This is a genomic window from Bacillota bacterium (assembly GCA_013177945.1).
Taxonomy (GTDB): domain Bacteria; phylum Bacillota; class DSM-12270; order Thermacetogeniales; family Thermacetogeniaceae; genus Ch130.
Window position 1 is genome coordinate 1 of sequence record JABLXW010000002.1, and the last position, 22303, is coordinate 22303.

The window sequence follows — 22303 nt, forward strand, 5'->3', positions numbered from 1 at the left end:
TGAAAGTTTCCTGGTGGCACAAGTGCGGAGGGGAAACACCCGTTCCCATCCCGAACACGGAAGTTAAGCCCTCCAGCGCCGATGGTACTGGGGTTCTCCCCGGGAGAGTAGGCCGCTGCCAGGAAAAGTTTAATCAATTGTTCAAAAGGAGTTCGCCAGGAACTCCTTTTGTCTTCTATCCGGGCCGAAGCTTCTTCGCCCGGTGTTCCAGCCTGCCTTTGCCCCCATGGTCCGGAGACGAAGCGCAGGGGCGCGAAGGTTTGCCCGGCAATGAGGGCGAATGGACGCCCGCCTTTTTTTATTTTATAATCTATTTGATTAAAGGAGTTGTTGGTCATGGGGGGAATGGAGTTTACCTTTGGCAAGAGTGAGCTTAACCCCGAAATCGGACCCACAAAGGAATGGCTGCTGACTAACGGTCTCGGGGGTTTTGCTTCTTCCACCATTATCGGACTCAATACACGCCGCTACCACGGACTCCTCATTGCATCCTTAAGGCCGCCGGTGGACCGGCGCCTGCTTGTTGCGAAGCTGGATGAAGATTTATATGTCGAAGATAAAAAGTTTGTTCTGGGCACGAATCAGGTCCATGGTGGCTACGCCCAGGAGGGGTACAGGCACCTCCAGCGCTTCCAGCGCAATCCCTTCCCCACCTATACGTACCAGATTGGAGATATCTTCATCATTAAAAAAATTTTCATGATTTACGGCCAGAATACAACGGTAGTTAATTATAAAATTATTAACGAACACGGGAAGAGGGTTGCTTTAAAAATTTTCCCGCTCGTCAACTGCCGGGACTACCACGGTACGGTCTTTGAAAACGATTGGCCCTTTCGCCAGGAAGTGAGGGATTTCCAGGTTAAAATCGAACCCTTCCCTGGGGCGCCCTCCTTTTATCTGGCCAGCGATCAGGCTCGTTATGTCAGGGAAAGTTCCTGGTACAAGGGGATGTATTACGCCGTCGAGGAGTACCGCGGTCTTCCCTGTCTTGAGGACCACTACATTCCGGGTTATTTCGTAATTCATACTCAATCTTCCGAGGACTTCTCAGTGGTTCTTTCTACAGAGGAGGTGTTTTCTTTTAATTACGCCGCTCTGGAAGCCGGGGAAAGGGAGCGCCTGGAGTCTCTTCTGGATGTCGCGGGGTACCAGGATGAATTTGCCCAGCAGCTGGTTCTTGCAGCCGATGCCTTTCTTGTCAGGAGAAAGACCACAGGAAAGCGGACCATTATTGCCGGATACCCCTGGTTCAGCGACTGGGGGCGGGATGCCATGATTGCCCTGCCCGGCCTGACTTTATGCACAAAGCGCTTTCAAGAAGCGCGGGAAATTCTTGCAACATTTGCGGCCTACGAGAAGGATGGGCTCATCCCCAATATGTTTCCCGATGCGGGGGAAGAGCCTTTATACAACACCGTAGATGCTCCTTTATGGTACTTCTTTGCGGTTCAAAAGTTTCTCGCCTATACCGCGGACTACGGATTTATCAGAGAGCAAATCTTTCCCACACTGAAAAAAATCATAGAAAGCTACCGTGCGGGAACAAAATTCGGGATCAAGATGGACCGGGACGGCTTGATTGCGGCGAAATGCCCCGGTGTGCAGCTTACCTGGATGGACGCCAAGGTTGGGGACTGGGTGGTGACGCCCAGGGAAGGAAAACCCGTTGAGGTGAATGCCCTCTGGTATAACGCGCTCCGCTTTATGGGACAGCTCGCAGCAGTTTTTGGTGAACGGGATGAATACAGTGAACTGGCGGAAAAGGTCCGCGCGAGTTTCCGGAGCAGTTTTTGGAATGAGGTTGAACGCTGCCTTTATGATGTCATCGACGGGGAAATAAAAGATGCCCGGATCCGCCCCAATCAGGTGATTGCCGTAAGCCTTCCTTTCAGTCCTCTCACGCGTGCCGAGGCCCGGGCAGTGGTCTCACGAGTTTGGGAGGAGTTGTATGCCGTTTACGGGCTGCGCAGCCTCTCTCCGTATGATCCCGAGTTTAAAGGCCGCTACGGGGGAGGCCAGGTCGAGCGGGATGCGGCTTACCATCAGGGCACGGTCTGGAGCTGGTTTCTCGGGCATTTTATCACCGCTTACCGGAAGGTTCATGACTATTCTCCCGAAAGCCTCGAGGTTGCTCGCTTGTTTCTGGCACCCATTAAGGATCACCTCCGGGACCACGGGATTGGAACGGTTTCCGAGATCTTTGACGGTTCTCCGCCTTTCACCCCGCGAGGCTGTTTTGCTCAGGCCTGGGGGGTGGCGGAAGTGCTGAGGTGTTATCTTGAGGATTTGCAGTAAAAAAACGGGGCCGGGCAGGAATTCGCGGTTTCTTTGTTTAAGTTTAATCCTCGATAAAGACGCGAGACTGGGGGGTGCGGGATGGCGGAAAAGGCTTTTGTAGTTATTGATATGCTCAACGATTTTGTGCAGGAGCAGGGGGCCCTGTACGTAGGCGAGGCGGGGCGCCGGATTATCCCTGTGATCGCGCGGGAACTGGCGAAGGCGCGGGAGGAGGGGTGGCCGGTGATTTATGTCTGCGACCAGCACCGGGAGGGGGATGCCGAGTTTGAAATGTTTCCTCCCCACTGCCTTGCCGGTTCTGAAGGCGGCAAGGTCTGCGCTGAGCTTGCGCCCCAGGCGGGGGACCTGGTGGTTCCCAAGCGCAGGTACAGCGGTTTTTATGGGACTGATTTAGACCTTTATCTGCGGGAAAGGAAAATCGAAGAGCTGGTTCTGGTTGGGGTTTGTACGAACATTTGCGTTTTATATACTGCTGCCGAGGCGCGGATGCGGAACTACAAAGTAACCGTTCTTAAAGAAGGTGTTGCATCCTTCGATGAAAAGGCCCACCATTTTGCCTTACAAGAAATGGAGAGAACCCTCGGGGTAAGGGTTATTTAAAGAGGCGAGGAGGCTTATCATGAAAATTGCCGTAATTGACGGTCAGGGGGGCGGGATTGGAAAACACATTACCGAAAAAATCAGGAGGGAATTCGGGGCGGAGGTAGAAATAATAGCACTGGGGACAAACAGCGCCGCTACCACTTTGATGCTGAGGGCCGGTGCAAACGAGGGTGCAACCGGGGAAAACGCCGTCGTCCAGACCGTCTCTGAAGTCGATGTTATTGTAGGGTCTCTTTCCATTCTTGTTGCCCACGCCATGCTGGGAGAAGTGACGCCGCGCATGGCTGAAGCGATCGGGCAAAGCAAGGCATTGAAGATTTTGCTGCCAATCGGGAGAAACCGGGTTGAAATCATCGGTGTCAAGCAGGAACCGCTGCCGCATTATGTGGAGCAACTGGTTCAGCATCTCAAGAGTATCAAGGAGGCCAGGCAAGATGTGTGAAGCGAATGCCTATGTTTTGAAAAATGGTCAGGAGGAACTGGTATTTGAGAGGGTTGACCGTGTTTTACCGCACGAAAGGGGGCTTCTGCTGCAGGACATTTTCGGCCGCCAGCTGATTCTCGAAGCGCGGATCAAGGAGCTTGCTCTGGTAGATCACAAGATTATTTTGGAAAGGATTGAGAAATAGCTTAAAGGGAACGGGTCCGGAAGGGAGAATTAATTTTTACATGGGAGGTGGATAAGTCCATGTTTGGTTTACTGCCGAGTGTCGGGCCGTGGGAAATTATTGCGATTCTTGCGATTGTGCTGATCATCTTTGGACCCGGCAAGCTGCCGGAGGTGGGGAAATCCCTGGGGAAGACGATCAGAGAGTTTCGCAAGGCTACAACAGAGGTAAAAGACAACCAGGAGGAGGTTATCAAGGAGCCGCAAACCAGCCCAAATCCGAACAAGTAGATTTTTTTGGTGCAATTGCTTCTTGACAACCCTGCTTCTGTGTGTTATCGTAGGCGTTGGCAACCGGTCAATTGAATAAAGAAGCATTCTCTTATCAAGAGTGGTGGAGGGACGGGCCCAATGAAACCCGGCAACCGGTCCCGGAATAACGGCGGGACGGCGGTGCCAATTCCTGCAGAATGTCAAGTTCTGGGAGATAAGAGGGGCGGAATAATTTGCAGTAAAACCTCTTCTCTCGGAAGAGGTTTTATTTTTGCATTTGGCAGGCAGGAGAAACTGCAGGGAGGTGCTTGCAAAGTTGGCTTTTGAAAAAACGTACGAAGAAATTAATGCCAGAATCAAGCGAGGGGAAGCCGTTGTTGTTACGGCAGAAGAGATTATCGACCTTGTGGCGGAAAAGGGTGTGAAGAAAGCGGCCCGGGAGGTTGATGTGGTCACTACCGGAACCTTCGGAACCATGTGTTCCAGCGGCGTCTTTTTGAACTTCGGCCATCCTGCTCCTCGCCTCAAGATGAAGAAAATTTATTTAAACGGGGTCCCCGCCTACGGAGGGATTGCCGCCGTTGATGCATACCTGGGCGCCACCGAACTCCCGGAGGGCGATCCCGAAAACCGCGTTTACCCGGGTCGCTTCCTTTACGGGGGAGGCCATGTCATCGAAGACCTGGTTGCCGGGAAACCCGTAAAGCTGGAGGCTCTGGGCTACGGAACGGACTGCTACCCGCGGCGCCGCATCGAAACCTGGATCACCCTGGCAGATCTGAACGAGGCCATCCTCTTCAACCCCCGGAATGCCTATCAGAATTACAATGTGGCCGTTAATTTATCCAGCCGCACCATCTACACTTATATGGGAGTGCTCAAACCGAATTTGGGGAATGCCAGTTATTCCTCGGCGGGGCAGCTCAGCCCCCTTTTAAACGACCCTTATTATAAAACGATCGGGATCGGAACGAAAATCTTTCTCGGCGGGGGAGTTGGTTATGTTGCCTGGCATGGAACCCAGCACAACCCGGGCGTTCCCAGGGGCGAGAACGGCGTTCCCCTAACAGGCGCCGGGACCCTGGCCGTGATCGGCGACCTCAAGCAGATGAGCCCTCTGTGGCTCCGGGGGACCAGCATCCTTGGTTACGGCACAAGCCTGGCGGTGGGAATCGGGATTCCGATTCCAATTTTAAGCGAAGAAATTCTTCTCTATACAACCGTTAAGGATGAGGACATTTTTGCTCCTGTTGTGGACTACAGTTCCGCGTACCCGAACAATACCGGGGAAGTGCTCGGGAGCGTAAGCTACGCCCAGCTCAAATCCGGCCGCATTGTGATCAACGGCAGGGAAGTGCCGACTACTCCTCTTTCCAGCTATTTTAAGGCGCGGGAAATCGCCCGGATTTTAAAAGAATGGATCAGGAGCGGGCGGTTCCTGCTCACCGAACCTGTCCAGCTGCTGCCCGGGGTGGAGGCGGGGATCACGATTAAAGGTTTGAAAGAAAAAAAGAATAACGGTTGAGGAGGGTTTTTGTTTTGGTTGTCGAAAAAAAAGTGCTGCGGTTTTCTTCGGCGATTGTGGACCAGCCGATCATCTACCGTCTGGTGAAAGACTACGACCTTGTGATTAACATCCTCAAGGCCGATATCAACCCGCACAAGGAAGGGTATGTAGTTCTGGAGCTCAGCGGCGATTCCGAAAACTACAACCGGGGCCTGGAATATTTAAGGAACCTGGGGGTGGAAATCGAGCCTTTAAGCGGAACCATTGCCTGGAACCCTGAGCGCTGTTTGCAGTGCGGGGCCTGCACCTCTTTTTGCCCGACCGGTGCTCTTTACCTGACCCGTCCGGAGATGGAGGTTCATTTTGACGGCTCGAGGTGCATTGTATGTGAAAGCTGTTTGGATGTTTGCATGGCCCGGGCTGTAGAAGTGCGTTTTTAATATGCTTGCAGAGGTCGGAGATGGAGTATCTGGAAAGAACTTACCGAAACCGGGTCAGGGGGAGGGGCCTGGTTTCTTTTCATGTTTGTTCTAAGGAATCTGACTTGCTGATCAGCGTTGACCGGGCCAGCTTCGTTCCTGAACTGCCGGGGGTTGCCCTTTCTCTGCTCAACGAATGCCGGCGCGAACTGGAGGAGTTTCTGCTCCGGGACCCCGAATTCGGCCGGGCTCTTGAGCCCTATCCCGTGAGTCCGAAGGCTCCCCGGCTTGCAAGGATGATGGCCGCTGCCGCAGCCCGGGCCGGAGTGGGCCCGATGGCTGCCGTTGCCGGAGCAATTGCGGAGGTGGTCGGCCGGAGGCTCCTTCGCTATGTGGAGGAAGTGATCGTGGAAAACGGGGGGGATATTTTTTTAAAGGCCCTCTCTCCCAGAACGGTGGGAATTTTTGCGGGTGCCTCTCCCCTTTCGGAAAGGGTTGGGCTGCTCGTCCGGCCTTCCCCCGGCTTTTATGGAATCTGCACCTCTTCCGGGACGGTGGGGCCCTCCTTGAGTTTTGGGCGCGCCGATGCTGCGGTTGTGGTGGGTTCGACAGCGGCCCTGGCAGATGCCGTGGCCACCGCCCTGGGCAACAGGGTTCAAACCGCGGCTGATTTTCCGGCTGCCCTTAACTTTGCCTGTCAGATCCGGGGGGTCCTGGGTGCGGTGGTAATTCAGGGAGACAAACTCGGTGCACTGGGGAAGATCGAACTGGTTCCCCTCTCTGGTTGAGGAAAATTGCATGGAATATTAAGTTCTGTTAAAATTTTTTGGGGGGTCGGATTGGATGCGGGAGCAGTTTAAGGAGGCAGAGCTGGCCCGATTGCTGGTGGACTGGCTCCGAAAAAAGGGAGAGGAAGCCGGAGCTGCCGGGGTGGTTTTCGGCTTGAGCGGCGGTCTTGACTCTGCGGTGGTCGGGGCCTTGTGCAGGAGGGCCTATCCCGATACCTCGCTGGCACTCATCCTGCCCTGCCACAGCAACCCCCGGGACCTGCAGGATGCCGAACTCGTCGCGCAAACCTTTCAGTTGAAGAAAAAGGTGATTCCTTTGGATCCCGTTTACGATTGCTTGCTGGCGAATCTGGATCCCCCTCCAGGTGAAGCCCAAACCGGCTTCTGCCGGATGGCCCTTGCCAACCTGAAGCCCCGCCTGCGCATGCTGGTCTTGTATTACTACGCAAATCTGAATAATTATCTTGTGGTGGGAACCGGCAACAGGAGCGAGCTTGCGGTGGGGTATTTCACGAAGTACGGAGATGGGGGAGTCGATCTTCTTCCCCTGGGCAATCTCGTGAAAAGTCAGGTCAGGGCGCTGGCTTCTTACCTTGGTGTGCCGGAGCGGATCATTTTAAAGCCGCCCAGCGCCGGATTGTGGGAAAATCAAACGGACGAAGGGGAAATGGGAATTTCCTACGCTCTGCTCGACCGTTATCTTTTAGAGGGTGAAGCACCTCCAGAAGCAAAAGAAAAAATCGAAGAAATGAAGCGGCGCAGCGAACATAAAAGGAGGCTCCCGCCTGTTCCCCCTTTTTAAAAACTTGCTTTGCGAGGTGATCTCATGGCCGGTCACTCCAAATGGGCCAACATTAAGCACCGGAAGGCAAAGGTCGACGCGCAGCGGGGGCGCCTCTTTACGAAGCTGGGGCGCGCCATCGTTGCCGCGGCCCGGCAGGGAGGCGGAGATCCCAACGTGAATCAGGCTCTGAAGCTCGCGATTGCCCGGGCGCGGGAAATGAACATGCCGATGGAAAACATCAACCGGGCGATTATGCGGGCGACAGGGGAGATGGAAGGGGAAAGCTACGAAGAAGTTACCTATGAAGGGTACGCTCCAGGTGGCGTTGCCCTCCTCCTGAAGATTTTGACCGACAACCGCAACCGGACGGCCTCGGAGATCCGCCACCTCTTCTCCAGGCACGGCGGAAGCCTGGGAGAAACAGGCTGCGTGGCATGGATGTTTGAGATGAAGGGTTTCCTGGTTATCCCGAAAGAGAACATTCCCGGGGACGAAGAGGAGCTGATGCTCTTTTTGATCGAGGCGGGTGCCGAAGATGTGAAAGAAGAGGGAAGCACCATCGAAGTGGTGACTGCACCCCAGGATTTGGAAAAGATGAAGGCTGTTCTCACCGAGCGGGGAGTGAAGTTTTCACTTGCTGAAGTGACGATGGTGCCCAAAACAACGGTTCCGATTACCGATCCCGAGACCGCGGAAAAGGTCCTGAAGCTGATGGATGTGCTGGAGGACCATGACGATGTGCAGCACGTTTATGCGAATTTCGATATTCCGGAAGAGCTTATGGACCGGTTAGAGCAGTAAAAATTTAAAAAATTCATACATAATTACCGGCCTGCTGGAAATATTTATGAGTAAAACCATCTCGTGAGGGCTGATGCGATGTCGAGTAAAGGGTATCGGGTTCTTTTATACGGATTTATCCTTGTTGCAGTGGCCGGTAGTTTGCGCCTCCTGCAAGAGCAGGTAACCCTGCGGCGCCCCCTTGCTCCTGAAACGAAAATATCTGCCAGAACCGCTTATGCTTTGTGCCGCCACGAGGTAGAGTTCCCTGCCGTTCTGCCAGGAAAGAAGGGGCTGGCTCTTATCGATTTGCAGCAGGTGTATCCCCCCAGGGAGGGGTGGCGTTCAAAGTTTACCGGAGGCGGTCTGGTTTTTACCCGAACGAAGCAGGGGCTCTGCCCGGTCTGCCGGAAAAAGACCCACCTGGGAGAAAAAGGGGGGTTTCTGGCGGTTATTCAGGGGCCTGCCGGGGTCAACGGAGGGGTTGTCAGGGTTACAAAAATCAGAATTTCAACCCTGCCTCCGGAGTTCCAGAAGAGGGCCCGGGCAGGGAGGCTTGATCTACCGAATGAAGAGGCCTTGCTCCAGATTCTGGACAGCCTTGACGAAGGTGCGGGCAATGCCTGAGCAATGCTGAAAGAGCCACTTTCTTTTCCACCAGGATTTCCCTGGTGGTTTTTGCTTTTTGCGGCCGGAGAAGAAAATTTGCTCCTTTGATAGGGAAGATTCATTGCCCTCATGCCTGGTCTCCGTAAAGTTCTTAAGGTGATATTCCCGGACGGCCTCTATTTTCCTATTTCCTTTTCGAGATTCCGGCGAGTATATTCTCCTTGTATTTAGCGCTTGGCGGTGTGACTGATTAACGATGAGGAGGCTTTGATTGTTGAAGGAAAATTGGCGGAGTTTGCCGAATTTCTACAAAGTTTACAGGTGACGCGTGCCACGGAGGATAGCGTTGATATCGAAACTGATCCAACTGGCCTATGGAGAAGATGGGCGGATGTTGGGAAACTTGAGAGTTTGTAGGAGTTGCCCCTGCCGCTCACAGCGGGACCACGAAGGATGAAAAAGGATGAAAAAGGTATTTCGTTACCCTTCATCTTTGGAATGGATTGTGGCGAAGGCGAAGGGACGAATGTAAAATTCTACAAGGAATGAGGGTTGAAGGGATGGTTTTAAAAGATGGCAACCCGCAGTTACCGGGATACAGCGTCTTTCGGCAAGCGGCAGGAGTACGTGGTGATTGCGGAACTCCTGCGCCGGGGATTCGACGTCTACCAGACGCTTGTTGACGACCAGGGCATAGATTGTGTAATCCGCCGCGAGAAGAATGGTATACCGGACTACTTGGAAATCCAGGTTAAGGCGCGGTCGAAGGATTGTAACCCGAAAAACGCGGGCCGGTTTGTCCCGTTAGACATCCCGGCCCCCCGCCCTAACTATTTTTTCATTTTCTATTCCGAACAGGCCAACGCCTTTTGGGTTGTGCCGTCTATAGAGCTCGTAAAAGTCGCGCGGCAAAATAAAACCGGCCGAAATAAAGGCCGCTACAGCATCAACTTTTGTAATATCAGAGCGGATGGTACCGTGGTTCCCCGGCCAGTATTCGATTGCTACAAGAACCGGTTTGACTTGCTCAAATAACGTTCATATGAGACACCTTTAATCCAGGAGATGGGTGCAGTTGAAGAGCGATCACTTATCAGTACGATACTGTAATTCACCCTTTAGGGATACTTTACCTCATTATTCCGCGCGACATACGTCAGCCGGGGCTCTTGTTAAAGAAGCTCACCTGGTTTTCAAAGCCCTCAGCCAAGGGATGTCGATACCACAAGTGAGGACCGCGGTGTTAAACGGGAGTCTCATACCCAAGAAATCCTTCGAAACACGCCGGACGATTTGGCGGGCCTTGCACCGCCGCTATTTTGCTAATATGCCGCCGTGGGTTGTTACGGAACTTGCAAAAGCGGCTGCGGCAGGCAATCCTTCGACACCCCGCTTTTTGTCCCTGCTCTACCTTCACTTTGCACTGCGTGACCGGCTCACTTTTGATTTTGTTACCGGCCCACTTTGGGATAAGTGGTACAATGGGTTAACCCACGTAAATCGTGGGGAGGTTTTAATTTTTCTAGATGCGGCAGGAGAGAAATATCCGGAAATTAAGCGGTGGCGCGAGAGCAGCCGAAATAAAGTAGCGTCAAACGTTCTTTCCTCCCTGAGAGATTTTGGGTTGCTCCGGGGGGTGCAACAGAAGCACATTCAAAAGCCACCGGTTCCTATCGAAACGGCTTACCATTTGTTCTTAATCCTGACCGCCGAAGGTTTGAAAGGCCGTACCGTTCTGGAGGCACCGGCGTGGAAGCTTTTTCTTTGGAGCGAAAGCGATGTCGGTGTTGCCTTCCTTGAGCTCTCCCAACAAGGGCGGCTTCGCTATGAGCGCGCAGGCCAGACTGTAATACTTGAAGCCAAAGAATTTCCGGTGGATTGGCGGTGAAAGCTTGATCGACTGGTCCTGGAAGTTGCGGGAGGCATTGGAACGCATTCGCTCTCATTATGATAACATCGGGCGGAAAACGGGGGCACCTTTTTTGGTAATCGTCTATCCGCCGGAAGCTGAGTTAGCTGTCTTAAGGGAATGGCGGGGGCTTTCCGGGACGTTGCAACCGGATTTCGAAGTTAGAAGTGTTGATCTGCTTGCAGTAACTATGGCCGTTGTCGAGGGTCTCGGCGTTCAAAATATTGTTGCGGCTATTGAGGACCCTATGCCGGGCGCCGATCCGGAAGCTGAACTGGGACGGATGTGGGTGACCGCAGCAGTTTCGGCAGTAAGGGAAGCGAGCCGCGCGCCGGCCTCCGGGAAATTGGTTATCAGTCTCGAAAGGTTGGCTGCGCTTTACCCCGCTAGTGGCCCGCGGGCGGTAATGCAGGCGTTATGGGAAAGCGGGCAAAGTACTTTGGACGGGCCCGTGGTGGTCCTCGTGCCGGGGACGTTGAGGGAGGCGCGAACCTACTCGTTTCTAAACAGGCGCGACGAGTTTATGTACCGGGGTGACATTCTTTAGTTGATAAATAGGGGCGGGTGGCAGGATGCTGATTAAGGACATTTTTCAAACAAGGGTTGAAGAGAAAATTGACCCGGTTATCAAAGTCAGTGAGGTCCAAAACGAAGATAAGCTTGCTTACGAAATTGGGAGTTACGTCGTTACGCCTGCTATCGAACGGTACATAGATGACTTTTTGGAACACTATACAGATACCTTCTATACTGCCACTACGGAAATCGGTGTTTGGATCTCGGGCTACTTCGGCTCTGGTAAGTCATACCTGGCGAAGATTCTAGCCTTACTTGTAGAAAACAGAACCCTTGTGGGACACTCTGCGGCCCAGCGCTTCGAAGCCCGTATTCCGCCGGGTGCGCCGCGCCGGGATTCTATCCTGCGGAGCCTGGCCCGCCTTGAGCGGTGCTCCTCCCGGGTGTTGGCCTTCAATATTAATACGCTGGCTGATAGCAAAGCCACGCCCCTTCCACGGCTGCTGCTTTCCCAGTATTACCTTTCCAAAGGGTATAGTTCCAATCTGGTTTACGCCCGGGTAATAGAGGCAGAACTGGACAAACGCGGCCAATTGAGCGAGTTGCACACGGCCGTGGAAAGGCGGGTGGGGAAGCCCTGGCCGGAGGTTCAGCAGAACCTTAACTTTTACGCCAGGCACCTCTATGCTGCTGCCTGCGAGGTGGCGCCCGACGTTTTTACCTGCCCGGAGGATGTATTACAGGCTTTGAAAAATGCCGAGAAGGGCGAACTTTACAACGTTCAGTTTTTTGTTCGCACGATTCTTGAGGATCTTGCGATTACAGAGAAGGCCACAGGAAAGCCTTGCCGTCTGGTGTTGGTGCTGGATGAATCCGGTCAATGGATTGAAGACGACGCTGGGCGGTTGGCCCAGCTTCAGGCGTTCGTGGAAGAAGCGGCTGAAAAGGGGCAGGGTCGCATCTGGGTTCTCGTTACCACCCATGAAGATATGGCTTCGGTGTACGCAAATGCCCGCGCTCTACAGGCGGATATGAAAAAGATGGAGGGCCGCTTCCGGTTTAAATTTGTCCTGACTACCGAGAACATAGAACTCGTACTCGAAGACCGGCTTTTGAGGAAAAACCTCCCCGGGCGGGAAGCTTTGGTAGAAGTCTACAACAGTGCTCCCGGCATTATCCGGGACCTGGGCCAATTGCGGATGGAAGGCAGGCTAATGCCCGAGTGTACCTTAGAAAAATTCGTGGATACCTATCCGTTCTTCCCCTATCAGACCCACCTCATTCCGGAAGTGGTGAAGAGCCTTCGTACTCAGGGCGGGCGGGGCGAGCAGTTATCTGGTTCTACCCGGACGCTGATCGCTATCACTCAGGATATCCTGCGCACCGGTCGTGGGCGATACCTTGAAGCTCCGGTGGGACGGGTGGTTTCTTTTGACGAGGTTTATGCCAATCTCGAGGCGGCCGAAATCAACCCCGAGGTCCGGCGGGAGATCCAGCTGATCACCACCGACGTTCCGGGGGCCACCCTTCTGACCCGGCGCGTCGCAGAGGTGCTCTACCTTCTTTCAGGCATTACCTATTTACCACGAACTATCGATAACCTGGCCCGGCTACTCGCTGAATCGGTGGATGACGATATCGCTGCGATTGCGGCGCGGATAAGGCCGGAACTCGAGCGACTCCAGAAGGCAAAAATGGTGGCGCGCATTGGGGAGGAGTACGAGTTTCTCACCGGCGTTCGCCGCACTTTTGAAGATGAGGTGGCCGCAACGGCCGCGGAACTAAGGCAACCGGACCGGGAGGCAGGACTCAGGGATTTCGCCACCACCGATGTTCTGGGCTTTGCCACGGTTCCCTATAAAGGTGCCGAGTTTCCTGTGCGGATAACTTTCGACGGTACGCCCGTAACCAGGGAAGGTTTTGTTGAGGTCCGCGTTGTTTCGCCGCTGGCTGCTCTGGGAGGCATTAAGGTTATTGATCTCGAAGACCAGAGCCTTCGCCCGGAGGAACAGCAGACGATCTTTATCCTGTGTGACCGTATTCCGGGGTTCGACCAGGACCTCAACCGGTATATCGCGATGCGCGAGGTTATTAAAAACTGGAAGGGCGATCCGCACAAATCCGATGAAGCACATAGGCTCGCCTCAGACCGGGAGTCCAACGACCTGGAGAAGCTGCGCCGGAGGGTCCAGGACGGCATCCGGGAGGGGCTGCGACACGCAAGGGTTGTCTTCCGCGGGTCGAGCCGCGCCCTCAACCCCAAGCCGGGCCAGACACCGGGAGAGGCGATTCGCGAGGAATTGGCTTTGTACTGGCCAACCCTTTACCCGCAATACGACCGGGTGCCGGTCCGGGTCAACCAGGAACAAAAAGCTATTCTTGAAGTTCTTAGCGGCACGAAAACGCCCGGTCAAGACATCCGCAACCTCAAGCTCTATGATCAGTCTGGGCAACTCGACCTCCATTGCCCTTTGGTTGATGCCATCAGGCTTTATCTGGCCAAGCGTCAGAGTACAAAGCAACGAACTCTCGGGAAAGACCTGATTAGTGAGTTTGTTCAGCCGCCCTACGGGTGGGACGGCAACGCAGTCCGCATCGGGGTAGCCGCGCTGGTACGGGCGGGTGCGGTAAGAATCCTCAGTAATAAGAAGCCGTATACCAACCCAGCCGACCCCGAACTGCAGGATCTTCTGCGGGTTAGCCGTAACTTTGACAAATGCGAGCTTATTCTGGAGGAAACGGAAGTAGACCCCGATGTGCTGATGGCGGTGCGAACGCTTCTAATCAAGCTTGCCGGCGTCCGTAAGATTGATGAAACTCCCGCGGCCCTGCACCAGGCGATGGAGCAATTCGGCAGGCAGCTACGATCCCAGGCCGAACGGGTTTTACTCTGGGCGGAGCCGGCAGGATTTCCCCTGCCAGATGAGTTTAAAAGAGGGGTCGAGGCCATAATCGAAATTTTAGGCCTCGGCAACCCGGTTCACCGTGTCAACGAGATCTTTGCCCGGTCGGCAGTTCTCGAGTCAGGCGTTATAGCTATACAGAAACTCGCCACCTTCCAGCAAAAATGGGGCAAGGTCTTCAGTGAGACCAAGGACCTTGCCGATCAACTCCAGGCAATTGAACACCGCCTGCCGGACACGGGCGTTTTGCGATCCTTCGTCGAGAACTTTATGACCGCGCGGAAAAAGGCTTCCTTTGCCGAACCCGAGATCTGGAAGGTGATCCAGGACGCGAAGGCTGCTGCCGCGCTGGAGCTTTCCTCTCTTCTTGCCGGGTGGCGTGAAGAGGCGCGGGGAGAGATTGAGGCGGCGCTCGTGCGGCTGCCCGAGGAAATTGCGGCCAGGTGCCTTCCCGCAGAGCTGGTGGGGGATCTCAGGCAGCCGCTGGACGAATTTCTGGCGGCGCTTGATGGAGAAAAGAACCCGGTCCGCGTGGCGGCTTTGCCCGAGCGGGCCCGCCAGTTAATTGCCGAAGCAGGGAGAAGGCTCGATCAAGAAGCAGGGAAACGGGCAACGGCGCTTGGCGGGACTCCACAGAAGCCGGTCCGGAAAGTACGGGTGGCGGAGGTGGCCGGGATTAGCCGGGTTCGCACCGCAGCAGAGTGGGCGGCAGCCTTGAAGCGGCTGGATGACCACGTGCGGAAACTCCTTGACGAGGGCAGCGAGGTGGAGTTCTCCTGATGGATCCGAACCTGAAAAAGACGCTCCGCGCAATCACGCTGGAGATAAGGCACATTCTCGAAGGATATTTCAACGGGCGCGGGGAATGGCAGCCTGGCGACCTTGAGCGGCGCCTGGCCGCAATCGGCATCAGGAAGGACCGGCCGCCTGCTCCGGCTGCCGGGCTTTCTCACCTCACGCCGGAGGATAAGGAAGCGCGCCGGGTGGTGGAGGCCTATGTTGCGGCCAAGGCAGAAGCCGGCGTTTCCCAGGCGCGCGTCGTGGAAGAGTTCCTGCGCGAGTCAGCCTATACCTGGGCCAACCGGCTCCTGGCCCTTCGTTGTCTCGAAGCCCGGGGAATAATTGACGAAGTGGTTCTGCAAAAGAAGGAATACGGCGGGCGCTCGCTTGAACACTACCGCCTGGTGCGCCGGGCCCCCGAGCGGTGCGCCGGGGAAGACGAGGGGCTTTATGCCGTCTTGTTTGACGCCTTTGCACGCCTGGCAGAAGAGTTGCCACTGCTCTTTGACCCGGCGGCGCCCGGGGTGGCTTTGCGCCCATCGGTTGCCGCCCTCCGACGCTGCCTTGCCCTCTTGTCGGGGACGGAGACGGTGCGGGGTTGCGAGCCTGCGGTGGAAGAAATCTTCACCGCGCCGGACGCCTTAGGCTGGGCCTACCAGTACTGGAATACCGAAGAAAAGGACCGGATTTTTGAAACCCTTCGCACCCGAAAAGGATTTAAGATCGAAGGCGCCGACATCATTCTGGTTACCCAGCTTTACACCGAGCCCTATATGGTTAAATTCTTAGTTCAGAACTCGCTCGGTGCCCTCTGGATGGGGATGTACCCAAATTCGCGGCTTTATGAAAAGTGGCCTTATTACGTAAAGGAGGCCGACCGGGCTGCGGTTACCAGGAAGCCGATACGGGAGATCACCTTTCTGGATCCGGCGGTAGGAAGCGGCCACTTCCTGCTCGAAGCCTTCGATCTTTTCTATGCGATGTACCTGGAAGAAGGGGAGATTACGGAGCCGGCGGCCATTTGCGCTTCCATCCTCGAGAACAACCTCTACGGCATAGACATTGACGAGCGGGCCGTCCAGATCGCGGCGCTGGCCCTTTATATGAAGGCCAAAGAGAAAGCGCCGGACTTTGCCCCCCGGCGGGTGAACCTGGTGGCCACCAACATCCGGCTGCCGAAAGGAGAACAGTACCTGGAGGAGTTCCTTGGTACGCTGGAACGGGGTTCTGTTATCCTTGAATTCCGGTCTGCATTTGAGAGCATCTTCCGGGCGCTAAGCAGCGCTGCCGAACTCGGAACGCTCGTTCAGATCGAAGAGCAGTTTGCCGAAGCCCTCGACGCGATCCGCCGGGAGCACGAAAAAGCAATCGGCAGGCCTCCGGGCAGCCTGCGGCATGACCCCTGGTGGCAGAAGTTACACGCGGATGCCCTCGGACGTTTTCGCGCGTATATAGAGAAGGAGATCATCGCTGACGACCTCTCTGCCCGCTTCTTCGGTGCAGCAGCCGCCAAAGGGCTGACCCTTTTCGATCTTCTCTCCCGCCGCTATGACGTGGTGGCAACCAATCCTCCCTATATGGGGAGCAAGAACATGGGGCCGTTGCTCAAGGAGTATCTACAGAAAAACTACGCGCCCGGCAAGCGCGACCTCTACGCCGCCTTCATCCTCCGCTGCCTGCAACTGGCTGCTGAAGGCGGCCGGGTGGCCATGGTCACCCAGCAGTCCTGGATGTTCCTGCGCTCCTTTGCCGACTTACGGGCCTTGGACGATGAGAAGCTGAAGAAGGGGCCAAAAGGCGATTTCCCGGGTCTTTTGCGCGCCACCACCATCGAGACGCTGGCGCATCTGGGTGAACACGCCTTTGATGATAGTTCGGCGGCAGGTGCATTTGTTGTGCTTTTTGTTCTTGCCAAAACCCCGCCTGCGCCGGAGCACCGCCTCACAGCCTTCCGCCTGGTGGGACCGAAGAGCGCGGCGGAGAAGGACGAGTTGCTGCAAACAGGGACAGCGGGGCAAGGAGACGTCAGTAGAACGAAACAAAGCGGCTTCTTGGCAATACCAAATACCCCCATAGTCTTTTGGTTAGGGGAGAGAATTTTTCAAATTTTGAAAGCAAGGCCTTTAATAGAAGATGTAGCTGAGGTAAAACAAGGCTTAGCCACAGCCGACGACAACAGATTTTTACGCTACTTTTGGGAGTGTCCATCTTGCAATGCTCATAGATGGTTTCCTTTCTGCAAAGGGGGAGGTTTTTCTAAATGGTTTGGGCTTAATCTATTTTCCATCCGATGGGATTATGGTGGTTCTGTACTTCGTAACGTAAAAAGTGCGGTCATTCGCAATCCCGAATACTACTTTCGTCAGGGTTATACATATACAGGCACTGCTCGTGGTTCTTTTGCCTTACGTTATATTGATGGTAATGCAATCTTTGGTCATAGAGGACCGATGATATTTGTTATTGATAATATCCATGAAAATACTATATTCTGTATCGGCAACTCGCGTGTAGTGACTTATTTGCTTCGAGCTATTAGTCCTTCTCTTTGCTTTGAAGTTAGTCAAGTAAATAGGGTACCAATTCTTTTTTCTATCTCTAATGATTGGGGAATTTCACAGTTTTGCCTTAATATGAAACAGAAGATAGTTTCTCTATCACTCTGCGAACGAAGTTTTAGTCAACCAGATACCTACCTCTACGGGGACTGTAGATCATGTTTTGGAAGTTTTAAAATGTATCTGTCTGATTTTGAAAGGTATCTAGGTGCAGTTTCTTCTTTGCTTCATACTGCCGAAGGCTTGAACGAACTTTATGTAATGAAGCTGTACGATGTTTTTACTGACAACTCCTTGCAGTCCATTCTCGCCGAAACCGGTACTCCCGCCGGTTGGTTTCCGCTAATCGCCGGTTACGATGCCCTGCCGGAGTTGCCGGAGGGTCTGCCGGAGATTCCGCCGGAAGTGATCGAATACCTTAAAAACCACGAGCGCCGCACACTGACGCCGGAGGAACTGACAGACTTGAAGCGGCGGTTGCGGGCGCTTTACGAAGCCGGGCCGGGCGCTAAAGTGGAGGAAGAAGAACCCTTTGATGACGACGAAGCTGTTAGCGAAGACAATGAAGACGAGGAAAACAAGGTTGTCCTGGGCGCCCGCATCCCCATTCCCACCGAAACGTTCCTGGAAGAACTCTCCGTCAAGCTGGAGATCCACCCGATTTCGGTATATTGGCTCCTGAAGGAATTGCGGGAAAAAGAAGGCGTGGTTTGCCTCCCGGAGTTGCGCCGCTACACCACGGATTACTTCACGGTGATGATCCTGCGTCTTTTGGGCCACCGCTGGCCGAAGCAAATCGAGGCCGGGGAGCCGGTGCCGGAGTGGGCCGAGCCAGACGGCATCATTCCGCTCACCGAAGGCGCGGGTAAGCCCACGCTCATCGAACGGGTGCGAGAGCGGATCGCTGCCGACTTTGGGGAAGAACGCGTCTCGGCCATCGAGCGGGAATTCGCGGAGATTATGGGTAAGCCCTTAGAAGAATGGCTGGCTAAAGACTTCTTTAAGCACCACACCTCCCAGTTCAAGAAGCGCCCCATCGCCTGGCAGATTGAAAGCCGGCCCAACAACAACGAAAAAGTGATGCGCAGCAGGCGCAAAGGACTTTCTCTCAACCGTACCCCGGCCTTTTCCTGCCTGGTTTACTACCACGCACTCGGTGCCGATCTCCTCCCTAAGCTCTGCAGCCAGTACGTCGGCCCCTTGCGCCTGCGCCTCGAAACGGAGCTCCACAACCTGGAGCGGGTGGAGAGGCGGACGCCCGACCAGGAGGGACGGCGACTTCTCTTGGAACGCCAGATCGAAGAGCTGAAGGCTTTCGAGCAAAAGCTGCAGGCGGTCGCGGCAGAAGGTTTCACTACCCCTTCGCTCAGCCGGGTAGTTACGGATGACGCCCTTCAATCTTTGACCCGCGCCTACCTTGCGCGGGCATCGGAGGCAGCCGGGGCAGTGCTGCCGGAATGGAAGGAAGAGGCGCGCGCGATCAGCAGCGAACTGGCAGAGCCGCTGGAGGAGGCAATAACCTGCCTTGCGTACCACTGCGCAAAAGTGGCGCCTCAGATGAAAGTGAACCCGTCGGATCCACTGCCTGATGCAAACGCCTTAAGAGAAACGGTATTTAAGGAACGGGAGAGAATCATTAAGGATGCCCTGGCGCTGGCCTATACCGCTTGGGAGAAAGCGTTCAAACAATGGAAGACCCAGCGGCGTAAAGAGGCTAAGGAAGCGGGATTGAAGCCGCCCCGCTTTGATGACCAGGACCGTCTAGCCGCCCGACTGGCGCGTAAGATGACCGGTTGGCTACCGCCTGACCTGGACACCTGGCGAGAGTGGGGGCTCTCCCTGCCGATTTACGATGAGTTCTGCCGCCTGACCGAACACGCTACCACCCCGGCGGCACCGGCTGAATTCTTGGCGCAGGAGCGGCGCTACGCCCCGGATATTAACGACGGTGTACGGGTGAATATCGCACCGCTGCAGAAAGCCGGGTTGCTGGCATCGGAGGTCCTGCCCGCCAAAGACCAGGACAAGGCCATCGCCGACCGCGCTGTCTGGCGGGCCGACGAACGCCGCTGGTGCCGCGAAGGCAAACTTCCCCGCCCCGGCTGGTGGCCGGTATAAAAAAAAGGGAGGTAGTATTATGGGTTCCTACTCAAGTGATTATCGCGGTGCACGCTTTTATAAGTGTGACCTGCATATGCATACGCCTGTAGATCTATCACATTGGTCAAGTCCGCCTTTGGAATCATTTAAGGATGAGCAGGAGGCTGCTGAGGTCTATATTAAATGCTGTTACGAAGCCGGATTAGAAGTGATAGGAATCACGGATCACAATTTTGCGTCGAAGAATTTTATCCCTTTGCTATATAAAGCGATTGAAAAGCTTAAGCCTGAGTTCGGCTACAAAATAACTGTTTTTCCAGGCTTCGAATTCATGGCTGACGTGGGCAGAGGGTGCCACATACTTGTACTTATGTCGCCGGACTGCGATCTTGACACCATCGATCATTTGCTTACCCAATGCGGTGTTCCTTATCCGCGATTTGACGGCCATAGGCCTCATGCATCGACTAAGCGATTACCCGAAATTTTGGAGATCATACAGCGCAAAGCTGATAATGGTCAACTGCAGGGTATTGTGATTTGCCCTCATTCCCAAAGCGATGCAGGTATTTTCGATAATGATAGAATTGCTGATTGGCTGCAACGGGAGGAGTTCATAAATCCAGAGCTTCTGTGCATAGAGGTTCCGAGACCTCCTTCGGAAATGTCCAGCGGCTGGCAGCGGTTACTTCGTGCGGGGACAGATTGTGATCCGGCATGGAGAAGGACGCGCCCAATAGCATGCATTATGTCATCTGATGCTAAAGGATTACAAGTAAGTGATTGTGCCGAAAACTATATTGGGTACCGATATACGTGGATTAAAATGAGTAACCCCTCAATAGAAGCTCTCCGGCAGGCTTTCTTAGACCACGGGTCGCGTATTCAGTTCGGGCCTACACGTCCTGAAGACCAGTATACTCATCCGAAGGTCCGCCGGATCATCGTTCGCGGGGCAAAGTTTTTGGGGGATCAGGAGGTCGAGTTCAGTCATAACCTTAATACCTTGATTGGTGGCCGTGGCAGCGGCAAATCTACTTTGATCGAATATCTAAGGATCGCTCTGAATAAAGGTGAGCCAACTGGTGAAGAAGCAAAAAAGAACTTTGAGAAACTTCGGGAAACCATTACAGATGACACCCTTATCCGTATCTCTTTGGAAAAAGACGGTCAGGAGTGGATACTTGAATCAAAAGGAGGCAATCTTCCCGAGGTCGCCGAGGGTTCACCTGTTCCCGATATAGCCAGATTCTTTCCAGTACGTATTTTCAGTCAGCGGGAAATCTATTCAATTTCTGAGGATCGCTTCGCTCGCACCCAACTGATTGATGAACATGAACTTGCCCGATCTGAGTTGAGCAAACTTAAGCGAGAGGCCGAGGAGATTGTTACTGAAATTAGGCAGCTTAGTCAGCAAATTGTGTCTCAACTTGCCATAGAGGAGCAAGAGAGGATACTCAAAACTGAACTTCTCGAATTACAGGTTCGCCTAGAAAGTCTTAAGAAACTGGAGGAGCCTCTTGCTCAATGGAAGGGTTTCCTTGTTGAGGAAAAATTGTTCGAAGAAATCAAGACACATACATCGGATGTTACAAATGTACTTCGGCAGGCTTCAGAACAGATAGCAACAGTTGCCCAGGCTATCAGCAGTGATTTGCCAGAAACTCCTAACAAGGACTTGGTTGGTAACATAGTTAGAGATGTTAGTTTGCATATCGAAAAATTACACAGTTCCGTTGGTAGTGTACTTAAAGATTTCGAAAGTAACATTAATGCCATTTTGTACGGCCAGTCGGTACAGGAGTGGAGAAAAAAATACGAAGCTGCCCAGATGGGGTACAATGAGTTGCGGCAACAACTGACTGAGTTTGGGGCAGACCCGGACCAGTATCTGAATTACCAGAAGGAACTCCGGGAGAAGGAAGACGAACTAAAAAGTCTTCAGAAACGGCTCGAAGAAGTAAAAAGTGCGCGTGACCGATTGGAGAAGAAGATTGCTGAGCTTCAGGAGATATGGAAGAAAGAAACGGAAATACGTATTAATGTTGCCAAACAGCTAATGGGAAAAGTACCAAAAACCCGCAACAACCAGCCGTTTGTCACAATTGTAATCGAGCCTTTCGGCGATGATAGAGCGTTTCTTGAAAAGATGAAGCCTTTTCTGAAAGATCGCCGTAGAATTAGCGATGAAGAGTGGGACGGGTTCGTCTGGGAAGTATTCAGGGCGAGTCGAACTGCCGATTCTCCTAAACTACCTACAGAAATACTGCGTTCCTGGGTTGAGGCGCTTCGGGAAGGGAAGGAAGTTCCGGGATGCCCTTGGAGTAGCCGGGATCGCAAAGTACAGGCGCTTCTAGAATGGATGAATCATGAGACTCTTACCAACCTCAGGATGGAGCGGATACCCGACAGGGTCCGAATAAAGCTATATCGCCAGGATGGTTCTGAGGTTGGTGAATTAGAGGAAGGTCTGTCGGTTGGACAACGGTGTACAGCTATTCTGGCGCTTCTTTTGGCGGCGGATAATGTGCCGGCGATTATCGACCAACCTGAGGACGATTTAGATAACGAATTTGTTTACCGGGAACTTGTTCCCATGCTAAGGGAACTCTCCGGTAAGAATTCAGGTGGAGCTACAGTTAGTAGAAGCCAGCGTCAGATCATCGTGGCAACTCATAACGCCAACATACCTGTTAATGCTGATGCCGAATTAATTATTGCCCTCGAAGCACGTAATAATCGTGGAATAATTAGGGCACTTGGAGCGTTGGATCAGGTGTCAGTAAGTGACGCTGTAAAGGAAATTATGGAAGGCAGCGAAGATGCCTTTCGGAAGCGGTTTGAAAAATATGGGTTCTAGAATTAA

The 22303-nt window shown here is 53.8% G+C and carries 18 protein-coding genes, 1 rRNA gene and 1 riboswitch; all 19 genes read left to right on the top strand.

Annotated features, from left to right (window positions below; translation table 11 throughout):
- Nucleotides 1–9 precede the first annotated feature (9 nt).
- The 19 genes from rrf to HPY58_01920 all read left to right on the top strand — a co-directional run bounded on the left by rrf (nucleotide 10) and on the right by HPY58_01920 (nucleotide 22297).
- Nucleotides 10–124, top strand: a 5S ribosomal RNA gene (gene rrf, locus HPY58_01830).
- Nucleotides 125–345: 221 nt separating this feature from the next.
- A complete protein-coding gene (locus HPY58_01835; protein NPV28398.1) occupies nucleotides 346–2298 on the top strand; it encodes a glycogen debranching protein in 1953 nt (650 codons plus the stop codon).
- An 81-nt stretch (nucleotides 2299–2379) separates the two neighbouring features.
- A complete protein-coding gene (locus HPY58_01840) occupies nucleotides 2380–2901 on the top strand; it encodes a cysteine hydrolase (GenBank protein NPV28399.1) in 522 nt (173 codons plus the stop codon).
- 19 nt (nucleotides 2902–2920) lie between these two features.
- Nucleotides 2921–3346, top strand: coding sequence for a DUF3842 family protein (locus HPY58_01845; GenBank protein ID NPV28400.1), 426 nt, complete (start codon nucleotides 2921–2923; stop codon nucleotides 3344–3346).
- Nucleotides 3339–3533 carry a CooT family nickel-binding protein gene (locus tag HPY58_01850; protein NPV28401.1) on the top strand — a complete coding sequence of 65 codons (195 nt, stop codon included), beginning with the start codon at nucleotides 3339–3341 and terminating at the stop codon, nucleotides 3531–3533. Before HPY58_01845 ends, HPY58_01850 begins: the two co-directional genes overlap by 8 nt.
- A 71-nt stretch (nucleotides 3534–3604) precedes the next feature.
- A complete protein-coding gene (gene tatA, locus HPY58_01855; protein NPV28402.1) occupies nucleotides 3605–3802 on the top strand; it encodes a twin-arginine translocase TatA/TatE family subunit in 198 nt (65 codons plus the stop codon).
- A gap of 88 nt (nucleotides 3803–3890) precedes the next feature.
- A riboswitch (SAM riboswitch) is annotated at nucleotides 3891–4005 on the top strand.
- Nucleotides 4006–4100: 95 nt separating this feature from the next.
- Nucleotides 4101–5309, top strand: a complete 1209-nt coding sequence (locus tag HPY58_01860; GenBank protein NPV28403.1) for a hypothetical protein — start codon at nucleotides 4101–4103, stop codon at nucleotides 5307–5309.
- A gap of 14 nt (nucleotides 5310–5323) precedes the next feature.
- On the top strand, nucleotides 5324–5731 hold the full coding sequence (locus HPY58_01865) for a 4Fe-4S dicluster domain-containing protein (GenBank protein ID NPV28404.1): 408 nt from the start codon (nucleotides 5324–5326) through the stop codon (nucleotides 5729–5731).
- Between the two features lie 20 nt (nucleotides 5732–5751).
- Nucleotides 5752–6498, top strand: a complete 747-nt coding sequence (locus HPY58_01870; protein ID NPV28405.1) for a UPF0280 family protein — start codon at nucleotides 5752–5754, stop codon at nucleotides 6496–6498.
- 55 nt (nucleotides 6499–6553) lie between these two features.
- Nucleotides 6554–7300 (top strand): NAD(+) synthase, encoded by a 747-nt coding sequence (gene nadE / locus HPY58_01875; protein NPV28406.1) that lies wholly within the window; start codon nucleotides 6554–6556, stop codon nucleotides 7298–7300.
- Between the two features lie 24 nt (nucleotides 7301–7324).
- Nucleotides 7325–8083, top strand: a complete 759-nt coding sequence (locus tag HPY58_01880; protein ID NPV28407.1) for a YebC/PmpR family DNA-binding transcriptional regulator — start codon at nucleotides 7325–7327, stop codon at nucleotides 8081–8083.
- Nucleotides 8084–8161: 78 nt separating this feature from the next.
- Entirely contained in the window at nucleotides 8162–8689 is a 528-nt protein-coding gene (locus HPY58_01885; protein ID NPV28408.1) for a hypothetical protein, read from the top strand.
- A 249-nt stretch (nucleotides 8690–8938) separates the two neighbouring features.
- On the top strand, nucleotides 8939–9088 hold the full coding sequence (locus HPY58_01890) for a hypothetical protein (GenBank protein ID NPV28409.1): 150 nt from the start codon (nucleotides 8939–8941) through the stop codon (nucleotides 9086–9088).
- Nucleotides 9089–9244: 156 nt separating this feature from the next.
- Complete coding sequence (locus HPY58_01895; protein NPV28410.1) at nucleotides 9245–9706, top strand: hypothetical protein; 462 nt, start codon at nucleotides 9245–9247, stop codon at nucleotides 9704–9706.
- Between the two features lie 40 nt (nucleotides 9707–9746).
- A complete protein-coding gene (locus HPY58_01900) occupies nucleotides 9747–10559 on the top strand; it encodes a DUF1819 family protein (GenBank protein NPV28411.1) in 813 nt (270 codons plus the stop codon).
- A gap of 25 nt (nucleotides 10560–10584) precedes the next feature.
- Nucleotides 10585–11127, top strand: coding sequence for a hypothetical protein (locus HPY58_01905; protein ID NPV28412.1), 543 nt, complete (start codon nucleotides 10585–10587; stop codon nucleotides 11125–11127).
- 25 nt (nucleotides 11128–11152) lie between these two features.
- Nucleotides 11153–14779, top strand: coding sequence for a BREX system P-loop protein BrxC (brxC, locus tag HPY58_01910; GenBank protein ID NPV28413.1), 3627 nt, complete (start codon nucleotides 11153–11155; stop codon nucleotides 14777–14779).
- The gene (gene pglX / locus HPY58_01915) at nucleotides 14779–19455 is read left to right on the top strand and encodes a BREX-1 system adenine-specific DNA-methyltransferase PglX (GenBank protein ID NPV28414.1); all 4677 of its coding nucleotides are present in this window, start codon (nucleotides 14779–14781) and stop codon (nucleotides 19453–19455) included. The genes brxC and pglX overlap by 1 nt, the downstream gene beginning before the upstream one ends.
- 19 nt (nucleotides 19456–19474) lie before the next feature.
- A complete protein-coding gene (locus HPY58_01920) occupies nucleotides 19475–22297 on the top strand; it encodes an AAA family ATPase (GenBank protein NPV28415.1) in 2823 nt (940 codons plus the stop codon).
- Nucleotides 22298–22303 lie beyond the last annotated feature (6 nt).

Bases quoted from the DNA above. Each gene is read 5' to 3' on its own strand.
- HPY58_01835 (NPV28398.1), top strand. From the start codon at position 346: ATGGAGTTTACCTTTGGCAAGAGTGAGCTTAACCCCGAAATCGGACCC.
- HPY58_01840 (NPV28399.1), top strand. From the start codon at position 2,380: ATGGCGGAAAAGGCTTTTGTAGTTATTGATATGCTCAACGATTTTGTG.
- HPY58_01845 (NPV28400.1), top strand. From the start codon at position 2,921: ATGAAAATTGCCGTAATTGACGGTCAGGGGGGCGGGATTGGAAAACAC.
- HPY58_01850 (NPV28401.1), top strand. From the start codon at position 3,339: ATGTGTGAAGCGAATGCCTATGTTTTGAAAAATGGTCAGGAGGAACTG.
- HPY58_01870 (NPV28405.1), top strand. From the start codon at position 5,752: ATGGAGTATCTGGAAAGAACTTACCGAAACCGGGTCAGGGGGAGGGGC.
- nadE (NPV28406.1), top strand. From the start codon at position 6,554: ATGCGGGAGCAGTTTAAGGAGGCAGAGCTGGCCCGATTGCTGGTGGAC.
- HPY58_01880 (NPV28407.1), top strand. From the start codon at position 7,325: ATGGCCGGTCACTCCAAATGGGCCAACATTAAGCACCGGAAGGCAAAG.
- HPY58_01885 (NPV28408.1), top strand. From the start codon at position 8,162: ATGTCGAGTAAAGGGTATCGGGTTCTTTTATACGGATTTATCCTTGTT.
- HPY58_01895 (NPV28410.1), top strand. From the start codon at position 9,245: ATGGCAACCCGCAGTTACCGGGATACAGCGTCTTTCGGCAAGCGGCAG.
- brxC (NPV28413.1), top strand. From the start codon at position 11,153: ATGCTGATTAAGGACATTTTTCAAACAAGGGTTGAAGAGAAAATTGAC.
- pglX (NPV28414.1), top strand. From the start codon at position 14,779: ATGGATCCGAACCTGAAAAAGACGCTCCGCGCAATCACGCTGGAGATA.
- HPY58_01920 (NPV28415.1), top strand. From the start codon at position 19,475: ATGGGTTCCTACTCAAGTGATTATCGCGGTGCACGCTTTTATAAGTGT.